The organism is Williamsia sp. Y853 (genome assembly GCF_056786495.1).
On the sequence record NZ_JBXCJC010000001.1, the window covers coordinates 296,279 to 315,496 of the forward strand.

General features: G+C 64.8%; 20 protein-coding genes and 2 tRNA genes. 15 read left to right on the plus strand and 7 right to left on the minus strand.

Features of this window, described 5'->3' with window-relative positions:
* Positions 1–5: 5 nt before the first annotated feature.
* The 11 genes from AC1TPF_RS01515 (at position 6) to AC1TPF_RS01565 (ending at position 9,615) form a co-directional block, all read left to right on the plus strand.
* Entirely contained in the window at positions 6–149 is a 144-nt protein-coding gene (locus AC1TPF_RS01515; protein ID WP_482143987.1) for a DUF6760 family protein, read from the plus strand.
* On the plus strand, positions 146–2,287 hold the full coding sequence (locus tag AC1TPF_RS01520; protein ID WP_482142343.1) for a hypothetical protein: 2,142 nt from the start codon (positions 146–148) through the stop codon (positions 2,285–2,287). The genes AC1TPF_RS01515 and AC1TPF_RS01520 overlap by 4 nt, the downstream gene beginning before the upstream one ends.
* 43 nt (positions 2,288–2,330) lie before the next feature.
* Positions 2,331–2,771: a phage tail protein gene (locus AC1TPF_RS01525; RefSeq protein WP_482136931.1), complete on the plus strand. Its 441-nt coding sequence runs from the start codon at positions 2,331–2,333 to the stop codon at positions 2,769–2,771.
* Positions 2,768–3,535 (plus strand): CIS tube protein, encoded by a 768-nt coding sequence (locus tag AC1TPF_RS01530; protein WP_482136930.1) that lies wholly within the window; start codon positions 2,768–2,770, stop codon positions 3,533–3,535. The genes AC1TPF_RS01525 and AC1TPF_RS01530 overlap by 4 nt, the downstream gene beginning before the upstream one ends.
* Positions 3,536–3,540: 5 nt before the next feature.
* Positions 3,541–5,247, plus strand: a complete 1,707-nt coding sequence (locus AC1TPF_RS01535) for a VgrG-related protein (protein WP_482142344.1) — start codon at positions 3,541–3,543, stop codon at positions 5,245–5,247.
* 11 nt (positions 5,248–5,258) lie between these two features.
* Positions 5,259–5,540: a PAAR domain-containing protein gene (locus AC1TPF_RS01540; RefSeq protein ID WP_482136928.1), complete on the plus strand. Its 282-nt coding sequence runs from the start codon at positions 5,259–5,261 to the stop codon at positions 5,538–5,540.
* A 7-nt stretch (positions 5,541–5,547) separates the two neighbouring features.
* On the plus strand, positions 5,548–6,009 hold the full coding sequence (locus AC1TPF_RS01545) for a GPW/gp25 family protein (protein WP_482136927.1): 462 nt from the start codon (positions 5,548–5,550) through the stop codon (positions 6,007–6,009).
* A 5-nt stretch (positions 6,010–6,014) separates the two neighbouring features.
* The gene (locus AC1TPF_RS01550; RefSeq protein WP_482142345.1) at positions 6,015–7,952 is read left to right on the plus strand and encodes a putative baseplate assembly protein; all 1,938 of its coding nucleotides are present in this window, start codon (positions 6,015–6,017) and stop codon (positions 7,950–7,952) included.
* Positions 7,953–8,498, plus strand: coding sequence for a phage tail protein (locus tag AC1TPF_RS01555; protein ID WP_482136925.1), 546 nt, complete (start codon positions 7,953–7,955; stop codon positions 8,496–8,498).
* Between the two features lie 181 nt (positions 8,499–8,679).
* Complete coding sequence (locus AC1TPF_RS01560; RefSeq protein ID WP_482136924.1) at positions 8,680–8,991, plus strand: hypothetical protein; 312 nt, start codon at positions 8,680–8,682, stop codon at positions 8,989–8,991.
* A gap of 87 nt (positions 8,992–9,078) precedes the next feature.
* Entirely contained in the window at positions 9,079–9,615 is a 537-nt protein-coding gene (locus AC1TPF_RS01565) for a glutathione peroxidase (RefSeq protein WP_482136923.1), read from the plus strand.
* A gap of 91 nt (positions 9,616–9,706) precedes the next feature.
* Here the strand turns inward: AC1TPF_RS01565 and AC1TPF_RS01570 are convergent, their stop codons facing one another.
* From AC1TPF_RS01570 to AC1TPF_RS01580, 3 genes are all read right to left on the minus strand, one after another.
* Positions 9,707–10,078: a hypothetical protein gene (locus AC1TPF_RS01570; RefSeq protein WP_482142347.1), complete on the minus strand. Its 372-nt coding sequence runs from the start codon at positions 10,076–10,078 to the stop codon at positions 9,707–9,709.
* Between the two features lie 100 nt (positions 10,079–10,178).
* Positions 10,179–10,251, minus strand: a tRNA-Arg gene (locus AC1TPF_RS01575).
* A 55-nt stretch (positions 10,252–10,306) separates the two neighbouring features.
* Positions 10,307–10,398 (minus strand) — tRNA-Ser (locus AC1TPF_RS01580).
* Between the two features lie 117 nt (positions 10,399–10,515).
* On the opposite strand from AC1TPF_RS01580, the gene hisC reads away from it, so the two are divergent.
* Positions 10,516–11,580, plus strand: coding sequence for a histidinol-phosphate transaminase (gene hisC / locus AC1TPF_RS01585; protein ID WP_482142349.1), 1,065 nt, complete (start codon positions 10,516–10,518; stop codon positions 11,578–11,580).
* A 99-nt stretch (positions 11,581–11,679) separates the two neighbouring features.
* On the opposite strand, the gene AC1TPF_RS01590 is transcribed toward hisC, so the two are convergent.
* Positions 11,680–12,663, minus strand: a complete 984-nt coding sequence (locus tag AC1TPF_RS01590; protein WP_482142350.1) for an alpha/beta hydrolase — start codon at positions 12,661–12,663, stop codon at positions 11,680–11,682.
* A gap of 142 nt (positions 12,664–12,805) precedes the next feature.
* Here AC1TPF_RS01590 and AC1TPF_RS01595 point away from each other — a divergent pair, with 142 nt between their 5' ends.
* On the plus strand, positions 12,806–13,258 hold the full coding sequence (locus AC1TPF_RS01595; RefSeq protein ID WP_482142352.1) for an acyl-CoA thioesterase: 453 nt from the start codon (positions 12,806–12,808) through the stop codon (positions 13,256–13,258).
* A 16-nt stretch (positions 13,259–13,274) separates the two neighbouring features.
* On the opposite strand, the gene AC1TPF_RS01600 is transcribed toward AC1TPF_RS01595, so the two are convergent.
* From AC1TPF_RS01600 to AC1TPF_RS01610, 3 genes are read right to left on the minus strand one after another with little or no spacing between them, the layout of a single operon-like run.
* A complete protein-coding gene (locus tag AC1TPF_RS01600; protein ID WP_482142353.1) occupies positions 13,275–14,528 on the minus strand; it encodes a hypothetical protein in 1,254 nt (417 codons plus the stop codon).
* A 36-nt stretch (positions 14,529–14,564) separates the two neighbouring features.
* Positions 14,565–15,680 carry an acyltransferase family protein gene (locus AC1TPF_RS01605; RefSeq protein ID WP_482142355.1) on the minus strand — a complete coding sequence of 372 codons (1,116 nt, stop codon included), beginning with the start codon at positions 15,678–15,680 and terminating at the stop codon, positions 14,565–14,567.
* Between the two features lie 10 nt (positions 15,681–15,690).
* Positions 15,691–17,016, minus strand: coding sequence for a UDP-N-acetylmuramoyl-tripeptide--D-alanyl-D-alanine ligase (locus AC1TPF_RS01610; protein WP_482142357.1), 1,326 nt, complete (start codon positions 17,014–17,016; stop codon positions 15,691–15,693).
* A gap of 79 nt (positions 17,017–17,095) precedes the next feature.
* Between AC1TPF_RS01610 and AC1TPF_RS01615 the strand changes: the two genes are divergently transcribed.
* Complete coding sequence (locus AC1TPF_RS01615) at positions 17,096–18,184, plus strand: D-alanine--D-alanine ligase family protein (RefSeq protein WP_482136834.1); 1,089 nt, start codon at positions 17,096–17,098, stop codon at positions 18,182–18,184.
* Positions 18,185–18,211: 27 nt separating this feature from the next.
* Positions 18,212–19,204, plus strand: coding sequence for a magnesium transporter CorA family protein (locus AC1TPF_RS01620; RefSeq protein WP_482136833.1), 993 nt, complete (start codon positions 18,212–18,214; stop codon positions 19,202–19,204).
* The last annotated feature ends 14 nt before the right edge of the window (positions 19,205–19,218 follow it).

Genomic DNA, 19,218 nt, shown 5'->3' on the forward strand with positions numbered 1-19,218 from the left:
ACGGGATCGAACGACTCTATGCCGAGGTCTCGTACGTTGCCTACCACTTCCATTGGGCCAGAGCCGAATTGTTTGATCTGGAACACGCTGAGCGGGCGAAGTACGTCGCACAGATCACTGCGCTGAACAACGAGGAAGGGAACCGATGATGCCGACCTGGTGGCCTTGGGGGCGCACTGCCCGCACCCCCGCGGCGCCCGTGCATGCGATCCCCGTACAGCGCGCCCTGCACCTGCCCGCACCGGTCCCGACGACCACATCAGCTATCGCCACCACCACCGACGTCGGCGGGTTCACCTCATCACTGACAACGTCGGCAGATCCATGTTTCGGGCATGCGTTGTCCACCACCGTCGACCTGGCGGACAACCCGATCATGCTGGCCCCCGAGGCCACACCGGCCCGGACGCCCGCACCGGCGCCCACACCGACAGCGACGCAGGCCCTCCGGTCGCCTCCATCGACAAAGGCCGCACCCGACATTCGAGGGACCCTGCAGCGCATGGCCATTCCCGCGGATCCGGCCGTCACCACCAGGCCGCCCGCCGAAGGCCAGGCAACCCGGGAGATGCCCACGGTAACCGACCTCGATCCACACAGCGACAACCCACGACCGGTAGCGGCAGGAGTGGTCGTAGACGACATCACCGCACCGGCCACATTGCCGGTCAGCACCGCACCGGTGCCTCGTGCGGCAACCCTGCCCATCCAACGCTCAGCCCCGACATCTTTCACCGCCCCCACACCCGCTGTCGACCGTGCCGATCCGACCATCGAGCGGTCCGAAAACATCGTCCAGCGGGCCCAACCACCGACCGATCGGGTCGAAGACACAGTCCAGCGGGCCGCAACGACCGCCGAGCGTGCCCATCAGATCATCCAGCGGGCCAGTGTTGCGACCGCGCAACCCGATCCGCTCAGTGTGCACACGATCGGGCCGGGCGATTCTTCGTCGGTCCGGACAGTCCAGCGAGCTTCCGCCGATCCGGTCCCGACCACCGCCGTACCGGCAACACCTCGAATGAACAGTCTCGCTCCCCCACCACCAGTGGTTGCGTCACGACCAACGCCCGCGAATGTCACGGGGCATCCCGGGTCGCCCGATGCGCGTAGCGCGGTACACACCATCGGCACGATGGACGGTGACCTGGGCTCGGTCGATGGCGATTTGGGCACGGTCAGTGTGGATTTGGGCATTGTCAGTGGGGATCTCGGCATGGTCGGCGGTTCGTCGACCACCACACCAACCACGCCGGTCACCTCTCGCGGAGTGGGCAGCGCGATGCAGCGAACTGTGACCGACGCACCATCGCCGTCCGACCCACAATCGCCGTCCGACACACCTTCACCCCCGGTGCCCGAACCCCCACTGGTGTATCAACCCAGCTGGACGCGTGCCACCTCACGGCCGTCTTCCAATACACCCCTCAATCCACCCGCTATCGTGCAACCTGTTCAAAGCAGCAGCCCGACAACAACTCCGAGTACAAGTAGAGACCCCATCCCGTCCGTTCAACGCGTGACATCATCGCCGGGTCGACGAGGCACTGTCGGACGAGGCACTGTCGGACGAGGCACTGTCGGACGCCCGGTATCCCGGACTGTCGATACGTCACCTGAGCACACATCAGGTCTCGCACCCAGCCTGCAGCGTTCGATGTTCCCATCGCTACCGTCGCTGCCATCGAACCCGGTCCCACTGGCGGAGATGTTCTCACCGGCCAATCGATTGGCAGGCGGTGCAGACCAGGTGGAGCGCGCGGTTCCGGACGTACCGAAGATGCCGGGCGGCCTGCCCACCGAACTTCTGAACCGTTCGGGAATCGCCAAGATCCCCGGTCTCCCGAGCATTCCCGGCCTTCCCAGCAATCGAGGCATCCCAAACATTCCAGGTATGCCGAGCATCCCAGGTATCCCGCAGATACCCGAACTCCCTGGGGCTCCGGACCTCCCGAATCTCCCCAACGTTGCCGACCTTCCGGGAATCCCCGATGCCGCCGGTGTACTCGAAGGGTTGACCGATCGCGCGACGCAGGCGGCGGCCGATGCATCGGGTGTACCCGCATCAGCGCTGTCCGCGGCCCGATCGGTGGCGCAGAGCGCGGCGTCCGCTGCTCCCGCGACCCCTCCCGCATCCGCACCCACAGCCGCACCCACAGCCGCACCGGCGACCGCGGCACCTGATATCGAAGAGCTGGCGCGGCAACTCTATGAACCCCTCACCGCGCGCCTTCGTGCCGAGCTCTGGCTTGACCGCGAGAGAAGCGGATTGCTGACCGAACGATGACCATCGAACACCGACATCCATTACCGGGCAGGAGAATACGACGATGACCGACACCGATCCGGCGGTGAGCGTCTGCTTCACCGTCAACGTCGACAGCGCACCACTCGGCGACTTCGCGAGTTGCGAGGGGCTCGGTCTGGAAATTGTTGTGGAACAACGTGAAGAGGGCGGCAACAACGGCATGGTGTGGCAACTCCCGACCCGTATCAAGTTCACGAACATCAAACTGACCCGGCCGGTCTCGAACGACAGCCACAAGCTCGTGAAATGGGTGACCGATGTGGTGAGTGGTTACACGCCCGGAACCGCAACGATTGCGGCCAGGAACTCTGCCGGTGAGATCGTCGCGGAGTGGGCCCTCGAAGGTGTCCTGCCCGTCCGCTGGACGGGACCCACTTTGAATCCTGACACCCCCAAGGTTGCGACCGAGACCCTCGAACTGACGCATCGCGGTATCACCGGAGTGAAAGGCAGTGCCGCATGAGTGATTCCATCGCGCTGCGGTCTGCGGCGCCGGCGTCCAAGGGCTCGGCAGGCGGCGGTGGCGCGCCATCCGTTGTGCACGCCGAACTCGAATTGTTCGAGGCCAAGAAGGCGCCCGGCGGCGCAAAGCCGGGCGGGAAGCTCGGCGGGATCGAGTTCCAGTTCAATCCCAAGGAAGTGACGATCGCGAAATCGGCGAAGTGGGAGAGCAAGCCCGCCAAGGGCGCTGCGAAGGCCGGGGCCGCCGAGTTCATGGGTGCCGAACCCTGCAAGCTGTCGCTGGAGATGTTCCTCGACGCCGGCGCGAAGCAGGACAACTCGGTGATGGAGAAGGTCGACAAACTGATGTCGTGCTGCGTTCCGACCACGTCGACATCGGGTACGGCCACCGCCATCCCACCCCTGGTGGTCTTCAAATGGGGTGGACTGACCAGTTTTCCGGGCTTCATCACCAAAGTCAGCGCAAAGTTCACATTGTTCTCGACGAGCGGCACGCCACTCCGCGCCGTGTGCACCGTCGAACTGGAGGAGATGCCCGGCGGCAAAGGCGGCCAGAATCCGACGTCGCGGGCGGCCTCCGCCCGCCGCACCCACGTCCTCGTCGCCGGGGAGACCCTGGCCGGCTTGGCGTTCCGCGAGTATGGCGACCAACATCTCTGGCGGCGTATCGCCGATTTCAATCAGATCGACGATCCGATGCGGGTGCCCAGCGGTACCGTGCTCCGCCTGCCCGCCAAAGACGACCTCACCGCGGCGCGGGGGTGACGTCAATGGCAACCACCGGAGGCTTCACCATCACCATCGACGGATCGGCACTTCCGGCCGACCTGAGCGGTTCGCTGGTGTCGGCGCATGTCGACACCAGCACCACGTTGCCCGACGCGTTCACGCTGAGATTCCGCGATTCGGGCCGCTCGGTCCTGTCCGAGGCTGGGGCGAAGATCGGCGCAGTGGTGCTGATTTCCGTGGTCACCGACCACAATCCGGAACCGGCGCAGTTGATCAGCGGCGAGGTGACGGCGGTGGAAGCAGACTTCGAGAAGTCGGGCACATTCACCACGATTCGCGGCTACGACCAGTCCCACCGCCTGTTTCGCGCCAGGCATACAGCCTCGTACACGCAGGCGACGGCCGCAGATGCCGCCACCCAATGCGCGCGGCGAGCCGGACTGAAGGTCGGCCGGATCGAATCCTCACCAACGGTATTCGAGCACATTTCGCAACGCGGCCAGACAGATTGGGAGTTCCTGAATGCGCTGGCCCGCGACATCGGGTACGAAGTGGCCGTCCGCGACGGCGCGCTCGACTTTGCGCCACCGGCACACGCCGACACAGCGCCGTCTGGCGATCCGGAGAATCCTCTGGTCTTGCAGTACGGCACCGACATCACGCGGTTGCGGTCCACCCTGACGGCCGGCCAGCAGGTCAGCAAGGTCGAGATGCGCGGCTGGGACGTGGCCACCAAACGCCCCATCATCGGGACGGCGGAGGCCACCACCACCAGCGCACAGGTGCCCGGGATCGACCCCGCACAACTTGCGTCGACCTTCGGAAGCCCCGCCTACGTCGGCAACGACTCCGGTCTACGCACCCAGACCGAGGCCGATACCGCTGCCTCCGCCCGATCTGCCGCCATAGCAGGCGCTTTCGCCGAGATCGATGCCGTCGCATACGGAAACCCGAAGCTCCGCGCGGGCAGCTCGGTATCCCTGGAGAACCTGGGTCAGCCCTTCGACGGCAAGTTCGTGGTGAGCAGCGCCCGCCACCGTTTCGACCCCGCAACCGGATTCACCACCGCGTTCACCGTCTCGAGCAGTCATGATCGCAGTCTGTTGGGACTGACCGCCACGCCCGGCAGCGGAGTCGGCCACGGCGTCGTCATCGGCCAGGTCACCGACGTCAACGATCCGATGTCCGCGGGCCGCGTCAAACTCACCTTCCCGCAGCTCTCCGACGACTACGTGAGCGGCTGGGCCCGCACAGTCCAGCCCGGTGCGGGCAAAGATCGCGGGGCGCTGATCCTTCCGGAGGTCGGAGATGAGGTACTTGTCGCCTTCGAGCAGGGCAACGCGGACCATCCCTATGTGCTCGGTGGCCTCTTCAACGGTGTCGACACCCCGGACGCCAAAGGGGTCACACTCATCGACTCGGGATCCGGAATGGTCAACCGCCGCTCATTTGTCTCACGCCTCGGACACCGAATAGACCTGAACGACCAGGCCGGGCGAACCGAAGGCGTGGCCCTGTCCAGCGCTTCGGAATCGGTGCGAATCGAACTCGACGCCGTCGGTTCCGTGGTCACCGTGCACAGTGACGGCAAGGTCCACATCGAGGGCAAGACCGGCGTGGTCATCGACGCCGGTGCCGGCGAACTCGAACTCCGTGGACAACGCGTCTCGGTGAAGGCGGGCGCCACAGCAGAACTCTCCGCGTCGGGCCCTGTCACCATCTCCGGCACCCCGATCAAGCTGAACTGAGAGGACCGAACATGCCACCTGCAGCACGGGTTTCAGACCCCACCGGACATCCCGGGATCGTCGGGCCACCCGGAGTGCCCACCGTCCTCATCGAGGGCCGCCCCGCCGCGACCGTCGGAACACCCCACATCTGCTCGTTCCCGCCGCCGGCGGTGCATCCACCCAGCGCCATCGTTCCGCCCGGATCTCCGACGGTGTTGATCGGCGGCCGCCCCGCGGCCCGGGTCGGCGACTTGTCCGCGTGCGGCGCACCCATCGTGGCCGGGGCCCCGACTGTCCTGATCGGCGGGTGATACTCAAATGTCCACGACAGGAGCAGATTTCATCGGTGCGGGCTGGGCGTTTCCGCTCCGCACCGACCCGACGGGTGCGTTCGCTCTGGCGACCGGTGGCACCGACATCGAGCAGGCCATCGAGATCATCCTGCGAACCTCCCCTGGTGAGCGCCCCATGCGACCGGAGTTCGGCTGCCGCGTCAACGATCACATCTTCGCTCCCGCCGGATCGGCGACCGCCGCCGCCATCGCACGCGATGTGCGCACCGCGCTCGAGGACTGGGAACCTCGGATCGACGTCGAAGACGTGATCGTCGACTTCGACGGGGCCGACACGGGGACGTTCTACATCGACGTCGGCTATCGCATCCACGGCCGCAACGACATCCGGAACCTGGTGTTCCCGTTCTATGTCATCCCCGACGAACCAGACTCCACCACTGCTGTTTCCCCGGACACTCTCCCCGACAGCCAGAAAGCCAGGTGACCGTCATGCTCCCGGCCCCGAATCTAGACGATCGCGGATTCCAGAACCTCGTGGACGACGCCCGCCGGCTGGTGCGACAGCGCTTCCCCGAATGGTCCGATCACAACATCTCCGATCCCGGCATCACGCTGATCGAAGCGGTGGCGCACATGGTCGACCAGCTCATCTACCGCCTCAACCGGGTCCCCGAACGCAACTACCTCGAGTTCCTCGATCTACTGGGCCTGGAGATGCGTCCGGCGTCCTCGGCCCGGACCAAGGTGACGTTCTGGCTGTCGGCACCGCAGTCACAAACGGTGACCGTACGGGCTGCGACCGAGGTCAGCACCGACCGCACCGACATCGCAGAGCCCATTGTGTTTTCGACCGACCGCGCGCTGGACGTGGTGCCCTGCTCGTCAGAGCAGGTCTTCTCGGCGCCATCGGGCGCCGAGGTCATCGACCGCACCCTGTCGTTGGGACATGGCGGGTTCGACTGCTTCTCCGCCTCGCCGACCCCCGACGACGCACTGCTCGTCGGCCTGAGCAATCCGGTGCCGTCATGCGCGGTACTGCTACGGATCTCGTGCCGGGTTTCCGGAGTGGGCGTCGACCCCCGTCGGCCCCCACTGCGATGGGAGGCGCTCACCGAGCGGGGTTGGGTCGACTGCGACCTCGACCGCGACGACACCGGCGGATTCAACGAGCCCGGGGATGTCATCGTCCATGTGCCAGAGGATCATTCGAACGCCTTGATCGCCGGCCACCGCGCGGGCTGGCTGCGCTGCCGCCTCCTCGAACCGCTTCCCGATCAGCCGACCTATTCCAGATCGCCGCACATCGACGCGATCTCGGCGTGCACCGTGGGTGGCACGGTTGCCGCGGCTCATTCACGCTTGGTGACCGGCGAGGTCCTCGGACTGTCGGACGGCACTGCCGCACAACGGTTCACGCTGCAACAACAACCCGTCGTACCCGGCACCCGGCCCGGGGCGCTCACCGTCACCGATGGTGAGGAGAGGACCGAATGGCATGCGGTGGAGGACTTCGCCGATTCCGGCGACGACGACCTTGTGTTCCACCTCGATGCCGTATCCGGTGAGGTCGTGTTCGGACCGTCGGTCCGCAACGCCGATGGCACGGTCCGCGGGTTCGGTGCGATTCCTCGAAAAGGTGCGGTCCTTGGACTGCGCGAGTACCGGATCGGTGGCGGAACACGCGGAAACGTCGGTGCCGGCCAACTCCGGGTTCTCAAGACCAGCGTCCCGTACATCACCCGGGTGGAGAACCGAACCGCCGCGGTCGGCGGCGCGGCACCCGAGACAGTCGAAGAGCTCAAACTCCGGGGACCGGTGGTGTTGCGATCACGCGGACGTGCCGTGACCGCAGAGGACTTCGAGGAGCTCACCCGTCAAGCGGCACCGGAGATCGCACGGGTGCACTGTCTGACCGACGATGCTGCTGCCAGCGAGGTGCGGGTGCTGGTGGTGCCACATGTGGCCTCCGACGAGCTCGGCCAGATCCGGCTCGGGGATCTGACGCCGCTGCCGGAGACGATGGATCGGATCGAGGAGTATCTCGACCGCCGACGACTGATCGGCACCCGCCTGCTGCTCGAGCCACCGCAGTACATCGGGCTCACCGCCGTCGTGAGTGTTTCGGCGCTGGCCGGTTTCGACAAGCAGGTGGTTCAGCAGGATTTGCTTCGCGCGCTGTACCGGATGCTGCATCCACTCATCGGCGGTCACGCGGGTACCGGCTGGCCCGTCGGACGACCGGTGGGCATCCCGGAGATCAGCGCAACACTTGCAGCGGTGCCCGGCATCGACATGGGCGGCGAGGTGGCCGTCCAGCTGTTTCCGGTGGGCCCGGCCACGGGCCGACGCGGTCAGCCGACGGACCGGCTCCAGCTGCCACCGAACGGCCTGGTTCATTCACATCAGCATCAGGCCAGGGTGCTGTAGATGCGCGGGCGACTCGCATCTGTCCACACCCCGATCCCGGTTGTCGGGACGCTTCCGGGGATCTATCACGACGACCGTTACGCCCAGGGACTCTGCGAGTCGTTCGACGACATGCTCGCGCCGGTATTCCTCGTTCTCGATTCCTTTCCCGCCTATCTCGATCCGGCAACCGCACCTCCCGACACCCTGAGCTGGCTGGCCGGCTGGATCGGCCTGACACTGCAGGGTCATGAAAAGGCGGACCGAAAACGCGAGCTGATCTCGGCAGGTGCCGAGGCGTTGCGCTGGCGTGGGACGGTCACGGGGCTGCGCGATTCCGTGACCGCCGCGTTCGGCGTGGTGCCCGAGATCGACGAGACCGGGGGCGTGGTCAGTTCAACCACCCCGACCTCGACCGGCACCCCGGCCGTAGAGGTAGCAGTCACTGTCACATTGCGGGTCGATGACCCGTCGACCATCGATCAACGCCGTCTCGACGCCGTCGTTGCGATGGTGAAACCGGCTCATATACACCATCACGTCCGGGTGACCTCAGAGTCCAACTGAACAACATTAGTGATTCACCATGCTTTTGGACACAGTGACTATTAGCTCAATGAAGCCACATCCGTGGTAGTGCGCACTAATTCTCCATCAATAGTGGCTTGACCTGCAACAAACATGCCCCTCCCGTGCGACGGTCAATATGTTGGCCGAATGGCCGACTTCCATCGCACAGGAGAACGCCATGCACTCGACCACGTACCCGCCGTCACCCGCTGACCAGCAGACCAGTGTCCAGAAGCTGGAGGGGGTGCCCGGGGTCAAAGATCCGAAGGAAGTACTCCGCATCGCCGGCGCCATCGACGAACATGGAGATTGGACGCGAACAATCCAGGGATGTTCGATGGGGATGTGGTTTGCGGTCGCGGTGCGACCGGGCGCATGCGGTTCGCTGTTGAGCGGCTTGGCCTCGATGTACTTTCCCGAAACCAAGGTCTTCGGCGGACCCGGCCGCGAGTTCGCCGCGGCTGTACAGGCAATGCTCGTTCCCAGCTGACAGGCTTCGCCGCGTCGACCTGGGCACTCCACGCTAACGTGGAGTGCACTTGCCCACCAGATTCCATATGTGAGGAAACAGAACTCGATGAGCACTCATGATTTCGCCGCCACCACTGCCGATGGCGGCACACAATCACTGAAGGACTATGAGGGCCAGGTTCTTCTGGTTGTCAACGTGGCGAGCAAGTGCGGGTTGACCCCGCAGTACGAGGGCCTCGAAGCGCTGTACCGCGACAAGAAGGACAAGGGGTTGCAGATTTTGGGCTTCCCTTGCAACCAGTTCGGTGGCCAGGAGCCCGGAACGGCAGACGAGATCGCCGAGTTCTGCGACGTCAACTTCAACGTGACCTTCCCGATCTTCGCCAAGGTCGAGGTCAATGGAGAAGGTGCCGATCCACTGTTCACCTACCTGCGCGCCGAGGCACCCGGAGAATTCGGCCCGGACGCCGGCTTCCTCTACGACCACGTCAAGAAGTCGCGTCCCGAGGCAATCGGGACCGACGAGGTCAAATGGAACTTCACCAAGTTCCTGGTCGGCCGCGACGGCGCCGTCATCAAGCGCTACGAACCCACCGTCACGCCCGAAGAGATCAGTGCGGATCTCGAGAGCGTGCTTTCCTGATCGAAAGCGTCACCTGACACCCGAATTCAAACCCGAAGCCACCGCGGTCAATTGATGACCGCGGTGGCTTCGATCTCGACGGGGTACGGGACTACCCGGCCTCGGCACCCTCATCCAAGTCGTCTTCGAACTCTTCGTCGCCCTCATCGAGGACCCCGTCCGATGCGCCGAGTTCCAGATACGGCCGCTGAAACCCTCCCGGGGTCACCTCATTCGGATCGTCCTCGGTGATCTCCACAAACGCCACCTGCCCCCAGTTGATGACAAACGCAGCATCTGGGGCGTCGAGTGCGATCACCAACGGGGGTACGACCTCCTCGAGGTAGTCCGTTGTCCCCGGCACCTCGATCGTCTCGGTGGCACCGACGATGCTGCGCTGGATCTCGCGGGCGACCTCATCGCGCTCGGTATCTTCGAACGTCAGGATGTAGGGAATCTGCGGACTCGAGACATAGATGGTCATCACCCAATTGTTGCTGACATCACACCAATTCGCGTATCGACCCCCACCCGGTCGCAGATACAAGAAATCCCGGTGATGATCATCACCGGGATTTCTGTTGTGCGCCCGAAGGGATTCGAACCCCTAACCTCTTGATCCGTAGTCAAGTGCTCTATCCGTTGAGCTACGGGCGCGTGCTGTGTTCAGTTGTCCAGCGGTCTAACTGGTCGTGCATCCATTCGGTCGTACTGGCGGAGGCGAGAGGATTTGAACCTCCGGTCTCGTTTTAGCGAGACAACTCATTAGCAGTGAGTCCCATTCGGCCGCTCTGGCACGCCTCCTGGTGGAGTCCTTTCGAACTGCCGAGCCAAAGATTACACACGCTCCACCGACCGGAGCAAACCGTCTGATCAGACGCACTTTCTGGAGACATGACGTCGCGGCGCTAGATTGGATCGGTGACCCCGCGTATTCGTCCCGACCTAGCCGATGTGCCCGCCTACGTCCCGGGCAAGAACATCCCCGGCGCTCTCAAGCTCGCGAGCAACGAAACCACCTTCGGCCCGCTGCCCAGTGTGGCGGCGGCCATCGCCGAAGCGGCCTCGCGTGTCAACCGCTACCCCGACAACGGCGCGGTCGCGTTGACGGAAGAATTGGCCAAGCACCTCGACGTCGCCCCCGAGAACGTGCAGACCGCTTGCGGATCGGTGACGCTCTGCCAGAACCTGATCACCATCGCCACCCGTCCCGGCGACGAGGTGCTCTTCGCGTGGCGATCGTTCGAGACCTATCCGCTGGCAACCCGTGTTGCCGGGGCCACACCGGTGCAGGTGCCGCTGAACGCCGATCTGGTGCACGACCTCCCGGCGATGGCGGCGGCGATCACCGACCGCACCCGGCTGATCTTCATCTGCAACCCGAACAACCCGACCGGCACCGTGGTCGACACCGACAGCCTGATCGCCTTCCTGGACCAAGTCCCCTCCGACGTCCTGGTCGCCCTCGACGAGGCTTATTTCGAGTACATGCGGCCTGCCGAGAGCCTGCGCTACGACGCCATCGAACTGCACCGTCGGTATCCGAATCTGGTTGTGCTGCGGACCTTCTCGAAGGCCTACGGCCTTGCCGGTCTCCGCGTCGGCTATGCGGTCGCCGACCCCTCGGTCACCAATGCACTGCTGAAGGTCCACGTGCCGTTCAGCGTCAACTCACTGGCGCAGGCCGCTGCGATAGCCAGCCTGCACGCCAAGGAAGAACTTCTCGCGCGCACCGGTTCGGTTGCTCTCGAACGGGACCGGGTCAGCTCCGAATTGCGGTCGGCCGGCTACCGCATCCCGCCGAGTCAGGCCAACTTCGTCTGGCTCGATCTCGGCTCCGACTCGCTGCCCTTTGCCCGGGACGCAGCAGAGGCCGGCGTCATCATCCGGCCGTTCGACGGCGACGGCGTGCGGGTGACCATCACCGAGGAAGGCGAGAACAACACATTCCTCGACTTCGCCCGCGCTCGAGCCGCACGCAGCTAGCCGCAGCCGCCGTCGGAGGCCCTGGGGCAACCTCGGGGATGCACAGGCAACCTCCGGCGCCGCAGCGGCCGACTCAGGCGCACGAGTAACGACCTCCGGTCAGAGCCCGCGGGCCAGTACCGGCCACATCGCTTTGAGATCCTGCTTCCAGTACGGCCACGAATGGGTGCCGACGGCGCGGAACTTCGACGTGGCCTCCACCCCACTGGCCCGCATCAGCACCGCGAACTCAACCGAGCAGCGGTAGGCACCGGCTTCCAGGGTCACGCCGGCGGCGATCATCTCTTCTCGGGACAGACCCTCGTCGAGCTTCGTCGTCTGATCCAGCGGACCCGGGATCCCTGAGCCCGCGGAGATGAAGAGGTTCTTGCCGCGCAGCGCGTCGAGCCGATGCGATGGGTCGTGGTCGGTCCATCCCGATGAACCGAATGGCCCCCACATGTTGGTGGCGTCGGCGCCGTCCTTGGCCAGCGTGGTGCGCACATAACTCTCGTTTACCAGGCCCGTCACCGGCGGGCAGCCACTGAGCGACCCGGCACCGGTGTACAGATCCGGCTTTCGCGCGGCGAGCGCGTAGGCGGCCTGCCCACCCATCGACAGTCCGGCGATCGCGTTGTTGCCATTGCCGTTGAACGTCGCGTCGATGAGCGGCGGGAGCTCCTTCGTGAGGAAGGTCTCCCACTGGGGTTGGCCGAACACCGCGTCCCGACTCTGCCAGTTCGTATAGAACGCGCCTTCACCCGAGGGCAGCACGGCCGTGACGTCCTTGTCCGCGAAGAACTCCTCTGCACCGCCCTTGGTCAGCCAGTCACTGACGCGGTCCTTGGCGCCCGCACCGTCGAGCAGATACAGCGTGCCTCGCGGACTGGTCAGATCGGCGGGTGTCAGCACGCTGATCTTGACGTCGCCGCCCATGGCCGGCGAAGCGATCGTCAGGTCTTGCCTCTGCGGACCGACCTGCGTCACGGTCTCGACCTCGGCCGTCGTCGGCGCCGCGGTCACCACTGCAGCCCCCGACGTGGCCAACGCGGCAGACGCCACCAGTCCACCCATAGCCTGAATCACACGTGCAACGCGCTCCATGAATTGACCACTCCCCTGTTGTCGAATCCCCGGACCGAAGGCTACCGAGGGTACAGAACGATGGAAAACTCTCAGCCAACTCACAGAGCCCATTTTCGGGCGAGGGTTCCAGTTCAGAAATGCGGCATGGATCATGTGGGATATGGAAAATCCGACGAATACCTCAAATGCCGCAGACTCATTCGCCTATGTTGCCGAGGTCCCCGTGCGGTGGTCGGACATGGATGCGTTTGGTCACATCAATCACGCCCGGATGGTCACCCTGATGGAAGAAGCCCGGGTGGCCTGGCTGATGAGCGCCGGTGAACAGTATGCACCGCTCATCAAGAGCGCGATGATCGTCACCGTCGAGATCCGCTATCAGGCACAGCTCCGACACGAGGACAGCCCGTTGCGGATCAGCATGTGGATCAAGGGTTTCCGCTCCGTGGACTTCACCATCGGATACGAAGTTCGTTCGGCACACGCCGAAGCCACCGGCAAACCGGCCTGCGTGGCCAGCACCCAGATGGCAGTTGTCGACGTGGAAAAACAACGCCTCCGCCGGCTCACCGACGTCGAGAAGGACTACCTCAGGCAGTGGGCCAGGGACTGAACGCCGCTGCCCGCGTTCAGTTCTCGATCTGCTTGCGCGGCCCTGCCGCCCTCGGTGGCGCCGGGATGGGCGGGACCGCGGCCGAGGCGCCTTCGGAGGGAAAGGGAGTCACGTTTCCCTGCAGGATGTTTCGGTAGTCACGTAGATGCTCCCGGCCGGCGCCGAGTTGCTCACCGAGACGCCGCGTGTTCTCCGCCGACAACTCCCGCTCACCCGACCGGGCGATGAGGTGGTCGATGCGCTGATCGATGGTTCCGGCGTAGTTCACCTGATCGAGAACCTTCAGCTCCACCGCCGCGGCCGCCACCGCATCGGCAACATCCCAGAGCGCCGCCACCCGGTCGATCAGCTGCGACCAGACGGGGCGTAACTCGGCCTCCCGCGACCGCAACTGCTCGGCGAGACGTTCGTCCGAATCGGCCACGGCCCGAACACGATCGAGTTCGATGCGAACGGTTCGGAGGTTGATGACATCGGTTGCGATCTCGGCGATCTCGGCATGCACATTGATCTGGCCGCGCTGAACCACAAAATGGTCACTGTGCCAGACCGGCGAACGCACGATCCGGTCGTACGCGTTGCCCGCAATGTAGAGCAACGTCTCGTATCCGTCGACGAATCGAGAACTGCCAGAATATGATTCATCATGTTCGGCGTCATCGAAGATCGCTGCTTTCCCGGCCACCCAGTGGCCGGCCTTCGACCGGTTGTCGGTCAGCTGCCCGATGACGCCCGCGGTGGTACTCGCCGCCATCGCGGTGGCACGCCGCAGGTAGTTGACGTCGAGTGCATTGGGGCAAGGCGTGAACAGCAGCCCGTTGAACAACCGCTCCCGGTCACTGATGTCGAGGTGAAGGCCCTCCCGGCGTTCGCGTCGGATGCCGCGGACCGTTCCGGCAAAAACCGGTTTCGATGCCGTCACGAGGTTGCGAGCGGCATCCCGCCGCCGCGTGAGGGCCACCACCCGCGAGCGCACCACCAGCGCCGCGACCTTGGGGACCCGGGGGTTGCGCAATTGATCCTCGAGCTGTCCGAGCTCACGCTGTAGGCGCCGCAGCTCACCGAAACCACCGATCCCCGGTACCGCCAGACCTGCGGTGCTTCGGCGGACAAGTACTGCCCGGGCCTGGTCGGACAGGAATCCGGACGCGATCAGGATGGCTGCCGGATCGGACAGGTCGGGCGCTCTGCCCGGCATACGAGACTTCTCGCACCAGCGGCGAATGTCCGCGGCACCGCCTGAGGCGGCAAAGGCAGAACTGTCGACCATCGGGGCCTCCGGGGAGTTGCGGGCTTTCAACCAGTATTACCGGATGCGCTCGAACGGGGCCGTTTCCCGACGCCAGAGCGGTGCGGTCGCCCGATGAAGCGCCCAGGCAACCGGGGTCGACAGGACCGACGTGACGATGAACACGCCGACAACCGAACCACTGAAGAGCGAATATCCGAGCAGATCCATCACCAGTTCCATCACGATGACGTGCACCAGGAAGAACTCGTAGGAGATCTCGCCGAACCAGACCACCGCCGGCTGTGACAGCGTCCGGTCCCACCAGTGTCCGCGCGGGCCGATCACCAACGGTGCGAGCAGCGCCAACGCCACGATCAGGTAGAGCGCCGACTTCACGATCGTCGCCGAGGTGGATGCCGGAGTGATCGTCGGTTCCCCCGCGATCGAGGTACAGGCGATCTCGAACGCGACGATCCCGACCAGCACCGACAACGTCGGCGGCCAGATCGTGACCACCCGGGCCAACACGGCCAGCAGCATTCCACCGGCAAACCACGCGAGGAAGGCAGGCGGCCACAATCGCGCAGTCACATCGATACCCCCGTCGGCCGTGATGACCGCCCACACAGGGGTGATCATCATCAGCCCACCGATCGCCGCGATCATCCGGCCCGGATGCCAACCTCCACCGCAGATCAGATGTCCGATCAGCCACGCGAACACCGGGAGCATCAGGTAGAAGGCGACCTCGACGACCAGGCTCCACATCTGCGTCAAACCCGAATGGAGATAACCGAATCCGTACGTCTGCGTGAGTGTGAGATTGCGGAGGAGCCCGGTCGGCCCGTGCCCGACGTCCGAGATGTCATCACGCCACACGAAGATGAGGTAGACACCGAGAACCGTGATCCAGTAGGCGGGCAGAATACGCACCGCCCGGCGCCAGAAATACCGCAGCACATCAGGTTTGGGATCACCTTCCTGGAGTGATCGCACCCAGGGCGTGAACAGAAGGTAGCCCGACAGCACAAAGAAGATAGTCACACCGACCTCGAGCCGGGCGAAGAACCAGCCCTCGAAGTCGTTGGTGTACTTGCCCGTCCAGAATGCGGCGTGGGTGGCGCACACGAGCAACGCGGCCAATCCCCGGACTCCCGTGAGTGACGGGGTGAATCCGGGGTGCGGTGTCATCAGTCCCGGGTCAGACGGCCGACAAAGCGTCCGCCACCCGTTCGAGGGCCGCCACCCGACTGCCCTTGACGAGCACCGCATCTCCGGATTGCAGATCTCCGAGGGCGGCAACGGCCGCGTCGACATCGTCGACGTGCGTGGCGTCCGATCCGTAGTCGGGGGCCGCCACCGCGATCACCTCGATACCCAGCGCCCGGGCCCGTTCGGTGATGGCCAGGTGTTCGGCGGCGGCCGATCCACCGAGTTCTGCCATCACCCCGAGCACCGCAACCCGACGCCGGGCGTCGAGGGTGGCAAACGAATCGAGTGCGGCCGACATCGATGTCGGGTTCGCGTTGTAGGCGTCGTTGAGGATCCGTACGCCGGCATCGGTGCGGCTCAGTTCCATCCGGAGTCCGGAGATGGCCGCCCCGCCCAACCCGGCAGCGATCTGTTCAATGCCCACGCCGATGCCGCCGGCAGCGGCAGCGGCGGCCAGCGCATTGGCGACCTGGTGTTCTCCACGGGCCGCCAGCGCGACCTGCGTGGTGCCCCACGGTGTGTGCAGCGTGAAACGGGCCCGCAATTCGGAGTCCATCACGATGTCATCGGCGTACACATCGGCGCTCGACGAAAGACCGAAGGTGAGCACCCTGGCGGCGCTGCGCTGTGCCATCCCCGCGACCACCGGATGGTCGGCGTTCAGCACGGCAAGTCCGTCGGCGGGCAGCGCCTCGATCAACTCACCCTTGGCGCGCGCCACCGAATCGAGATCTCCGAACAATTCGAGGTGCACACCTTCGACGCGGGTCACGATGCCGACAGTCGGGCGAGCGATGTCACACAGCAGCTCGATATGACCTATGCCACGGGCGCCCATCTCGACGACCACCGCTTCGGTGTTGTCAGGGGCACCGAGCAGTGTCAGCGGCAATCCGAGCTCGTTGTTGAACGAACGTTCGTTGGCCGCGGTCACGTACGTGGTCGCGAGCACTGCTGCGAGCAGGTCCTTGGTCGATGTCTTGCCCACCGAACCGGTCACGCCCACGACCGGGCCCGTCAGCCGGGCCCGAGCAGCGCGGCCCAGGTCGGCCAGGGCCAGGGCAGTGTCGGCGACCTTGATGGCAGCGGTCTGGGCATCGCCCTGGTCAATGGCCTGCGCGGTCAGGTACACCTTTGCGCCTGCGGCAAGTGCGCCGGGGATGAAGTCGTGTCCGTCGCGTTCGGCGACAATCGGCACGAACAGCTGGCCTGGCCTGATGCCGCGAGAATCGATACTCGCGCCGTCGATCTCCAGGTCGGGGCCGAAGAGTTTTCCACCGGTCGCCGCTGCCACGTCACTCGCCTTGAATCGCACGCGTCGACGCTACCGGGCGGGCGGGCGTGACCACCAACCACCGGCAATGTCCGGTTCGGCGCTGGCCTATCGTGGCCGCATGGCCAATCCCGCTTCATCCGACCGCATCCGCCTTGTTGTGCTGTTCGGTGGCGCCTCGGCGGAGCACGACGTGTCGTGCATCACCGCGGCGCACGTCCTCGCGGCGGCCGACCGAACCAAGTACGAGCTGATCCCGGTCGGCATCACCCGTGACGGGAAGTGGATCCGCAACGACAAGGCGATCGCCACACTCGCCGACGCCACGCTGGAGTTGCCTGGCGTACTCGAGCCCGAGGGCACCGAAATCGATCCGCTCTCGGCACTGCAGCGCGCCGACAACGAGACGGTCGTGGTGCTGCCGCTGCTGCACGGACCGCACGGCGAGGACGGAACCGTCCAGGGCATGCTCGAGCTGGCCGGCGTCCCCTACGTCGGCGCCGGGGTTCTCGGCTCGGCCGTGTGCATGGACAAGGCGATGGCCAAGGTCGTCACCGCACAGTCCCAGATCCCGCAGTGCAAGTGGGTCGAGTTCCGTGCCGGAACCGATGAGATCGACAACCTGATCGAGCGGGCGATCGACACCCTCGGCCTGCCGGTCTTTGTGAAACCTGCCAATCTCGGTTCCTCGGTGGGCATTTCGAAGGCCTCCGACCGCGCCGAGTTGGCCACCGCGATCGAGCTGGCTTTGCGCTACGACGAGGTCGTGGTGATCGAGGAGGCGGTGACCGCCCGCGAGATCGAGGTCGCCGTCCTTGGCAACCGGGAGCCGAAGTCGTCGGTGCCCGGCGAGATCCTCCCCGGCGCGGAGTTCTACGACTACGAGGACAAGTACGTCACCGGTGCGGCCGGTCTGGTCATCCCCGCGGAACTGTCCGAACACCAGATAGCCGAGGTCCGCCTGCTGGCCGAACGCGCATTTCTGGCGCTGCGGTGCTCCGGCATGGCGCGCGTCGACTTCTTCTACGAGGAGAACGGTCGCGGCTGGCTCCTCAACGAGATCAACACGATTCCCGGGTTCACCCCGGCATCGATGTATCCGAAGCTCTGGGAGGCGTCCGGCCTCGGCTACAGCGACCTGATCAACCGGCTTGTCGAGCTCGCGCAGCAGCGACACCAGGTGCGGTCGGGGTTCTCCACCGACCACTGAGGTAGCCCGGGTGGCACCATCGAAGGTGTGATCGAAAATGTGCGCGGCCGGATCTGGCGAAACGGCAAACTCCAGGACGGCTTCGACGTCGAGTCACTGTCCGATTGTCTGGCCGACGACACCACGCTGGCCTGGGCCGATCTGGTGAATCCCAGCCACGAAGCGCTCTGCCAGCTGGCAGAGGAACTCAATCTCAACACCTGGGCCGTTGAAGACGCACTTGCCGATGCCGAACGCGTCAAAGCGGTCAGCTATCCGCACCACAAGTTCATGACCGTCTACGGCGTGGACATCCACGAAGATCCGTCGCTGTCCACCAACGGCGCCTTACACACCCATCGGATCTCCATGTTCATCAAGGAGAACGTGCTGATCACGGTGCGGTTGTCGGAGGGCTTCGATATGGACGTGGTGACGCAGCGCTGGGATGCGATGGATGATGAGAAGCTCGGCATCGGGGTGCTGGTCCATGGACTGCTCGACGTCGTCGTCGATGGTCACTTCGACGCGGTCCAGATGCTGGACGACAGCATCGAGGATCTCGAGTCGTTGCTCTTCGACGAGAACAACAACAGCCACGACCTCCAGCGACGTACCTATCGGGTACGTAAGAACCTCGTCAAACTCCGCCGGGTGGTGCTCCCGATGCGCGAAGTGGTCAACCTGATCCAGCGAAACCGGCTCGAGAACAGAGCCAATCCGGCTCTCGATGCGAGCTTCACCGACCTGTACGACCACGTCCTGCGCGCCACCGAATGGACAGAGTCGTTGCGCGACATGGTGACAACACTGTTCGAGACAAACCTGTCACTGCAGGATGCCCGGCTGAACACGGTGATGAAGAAGTTGACCTCGTGGGCCGCCATCATCGCGGTGCCCACAGCGGTCACCGGGTTCTTCGGTCAGAACGTCAGATTCCCGGGATTCGGCAACTCGTTCGGCCTCGCGATCAGCGTGGCCATCATCGTCGCCTCCGTGGCGGTTCTTTACTCGCTCTTCCGGCGTAAGGACTGGCTCTAGGCGCCCCGATAGTG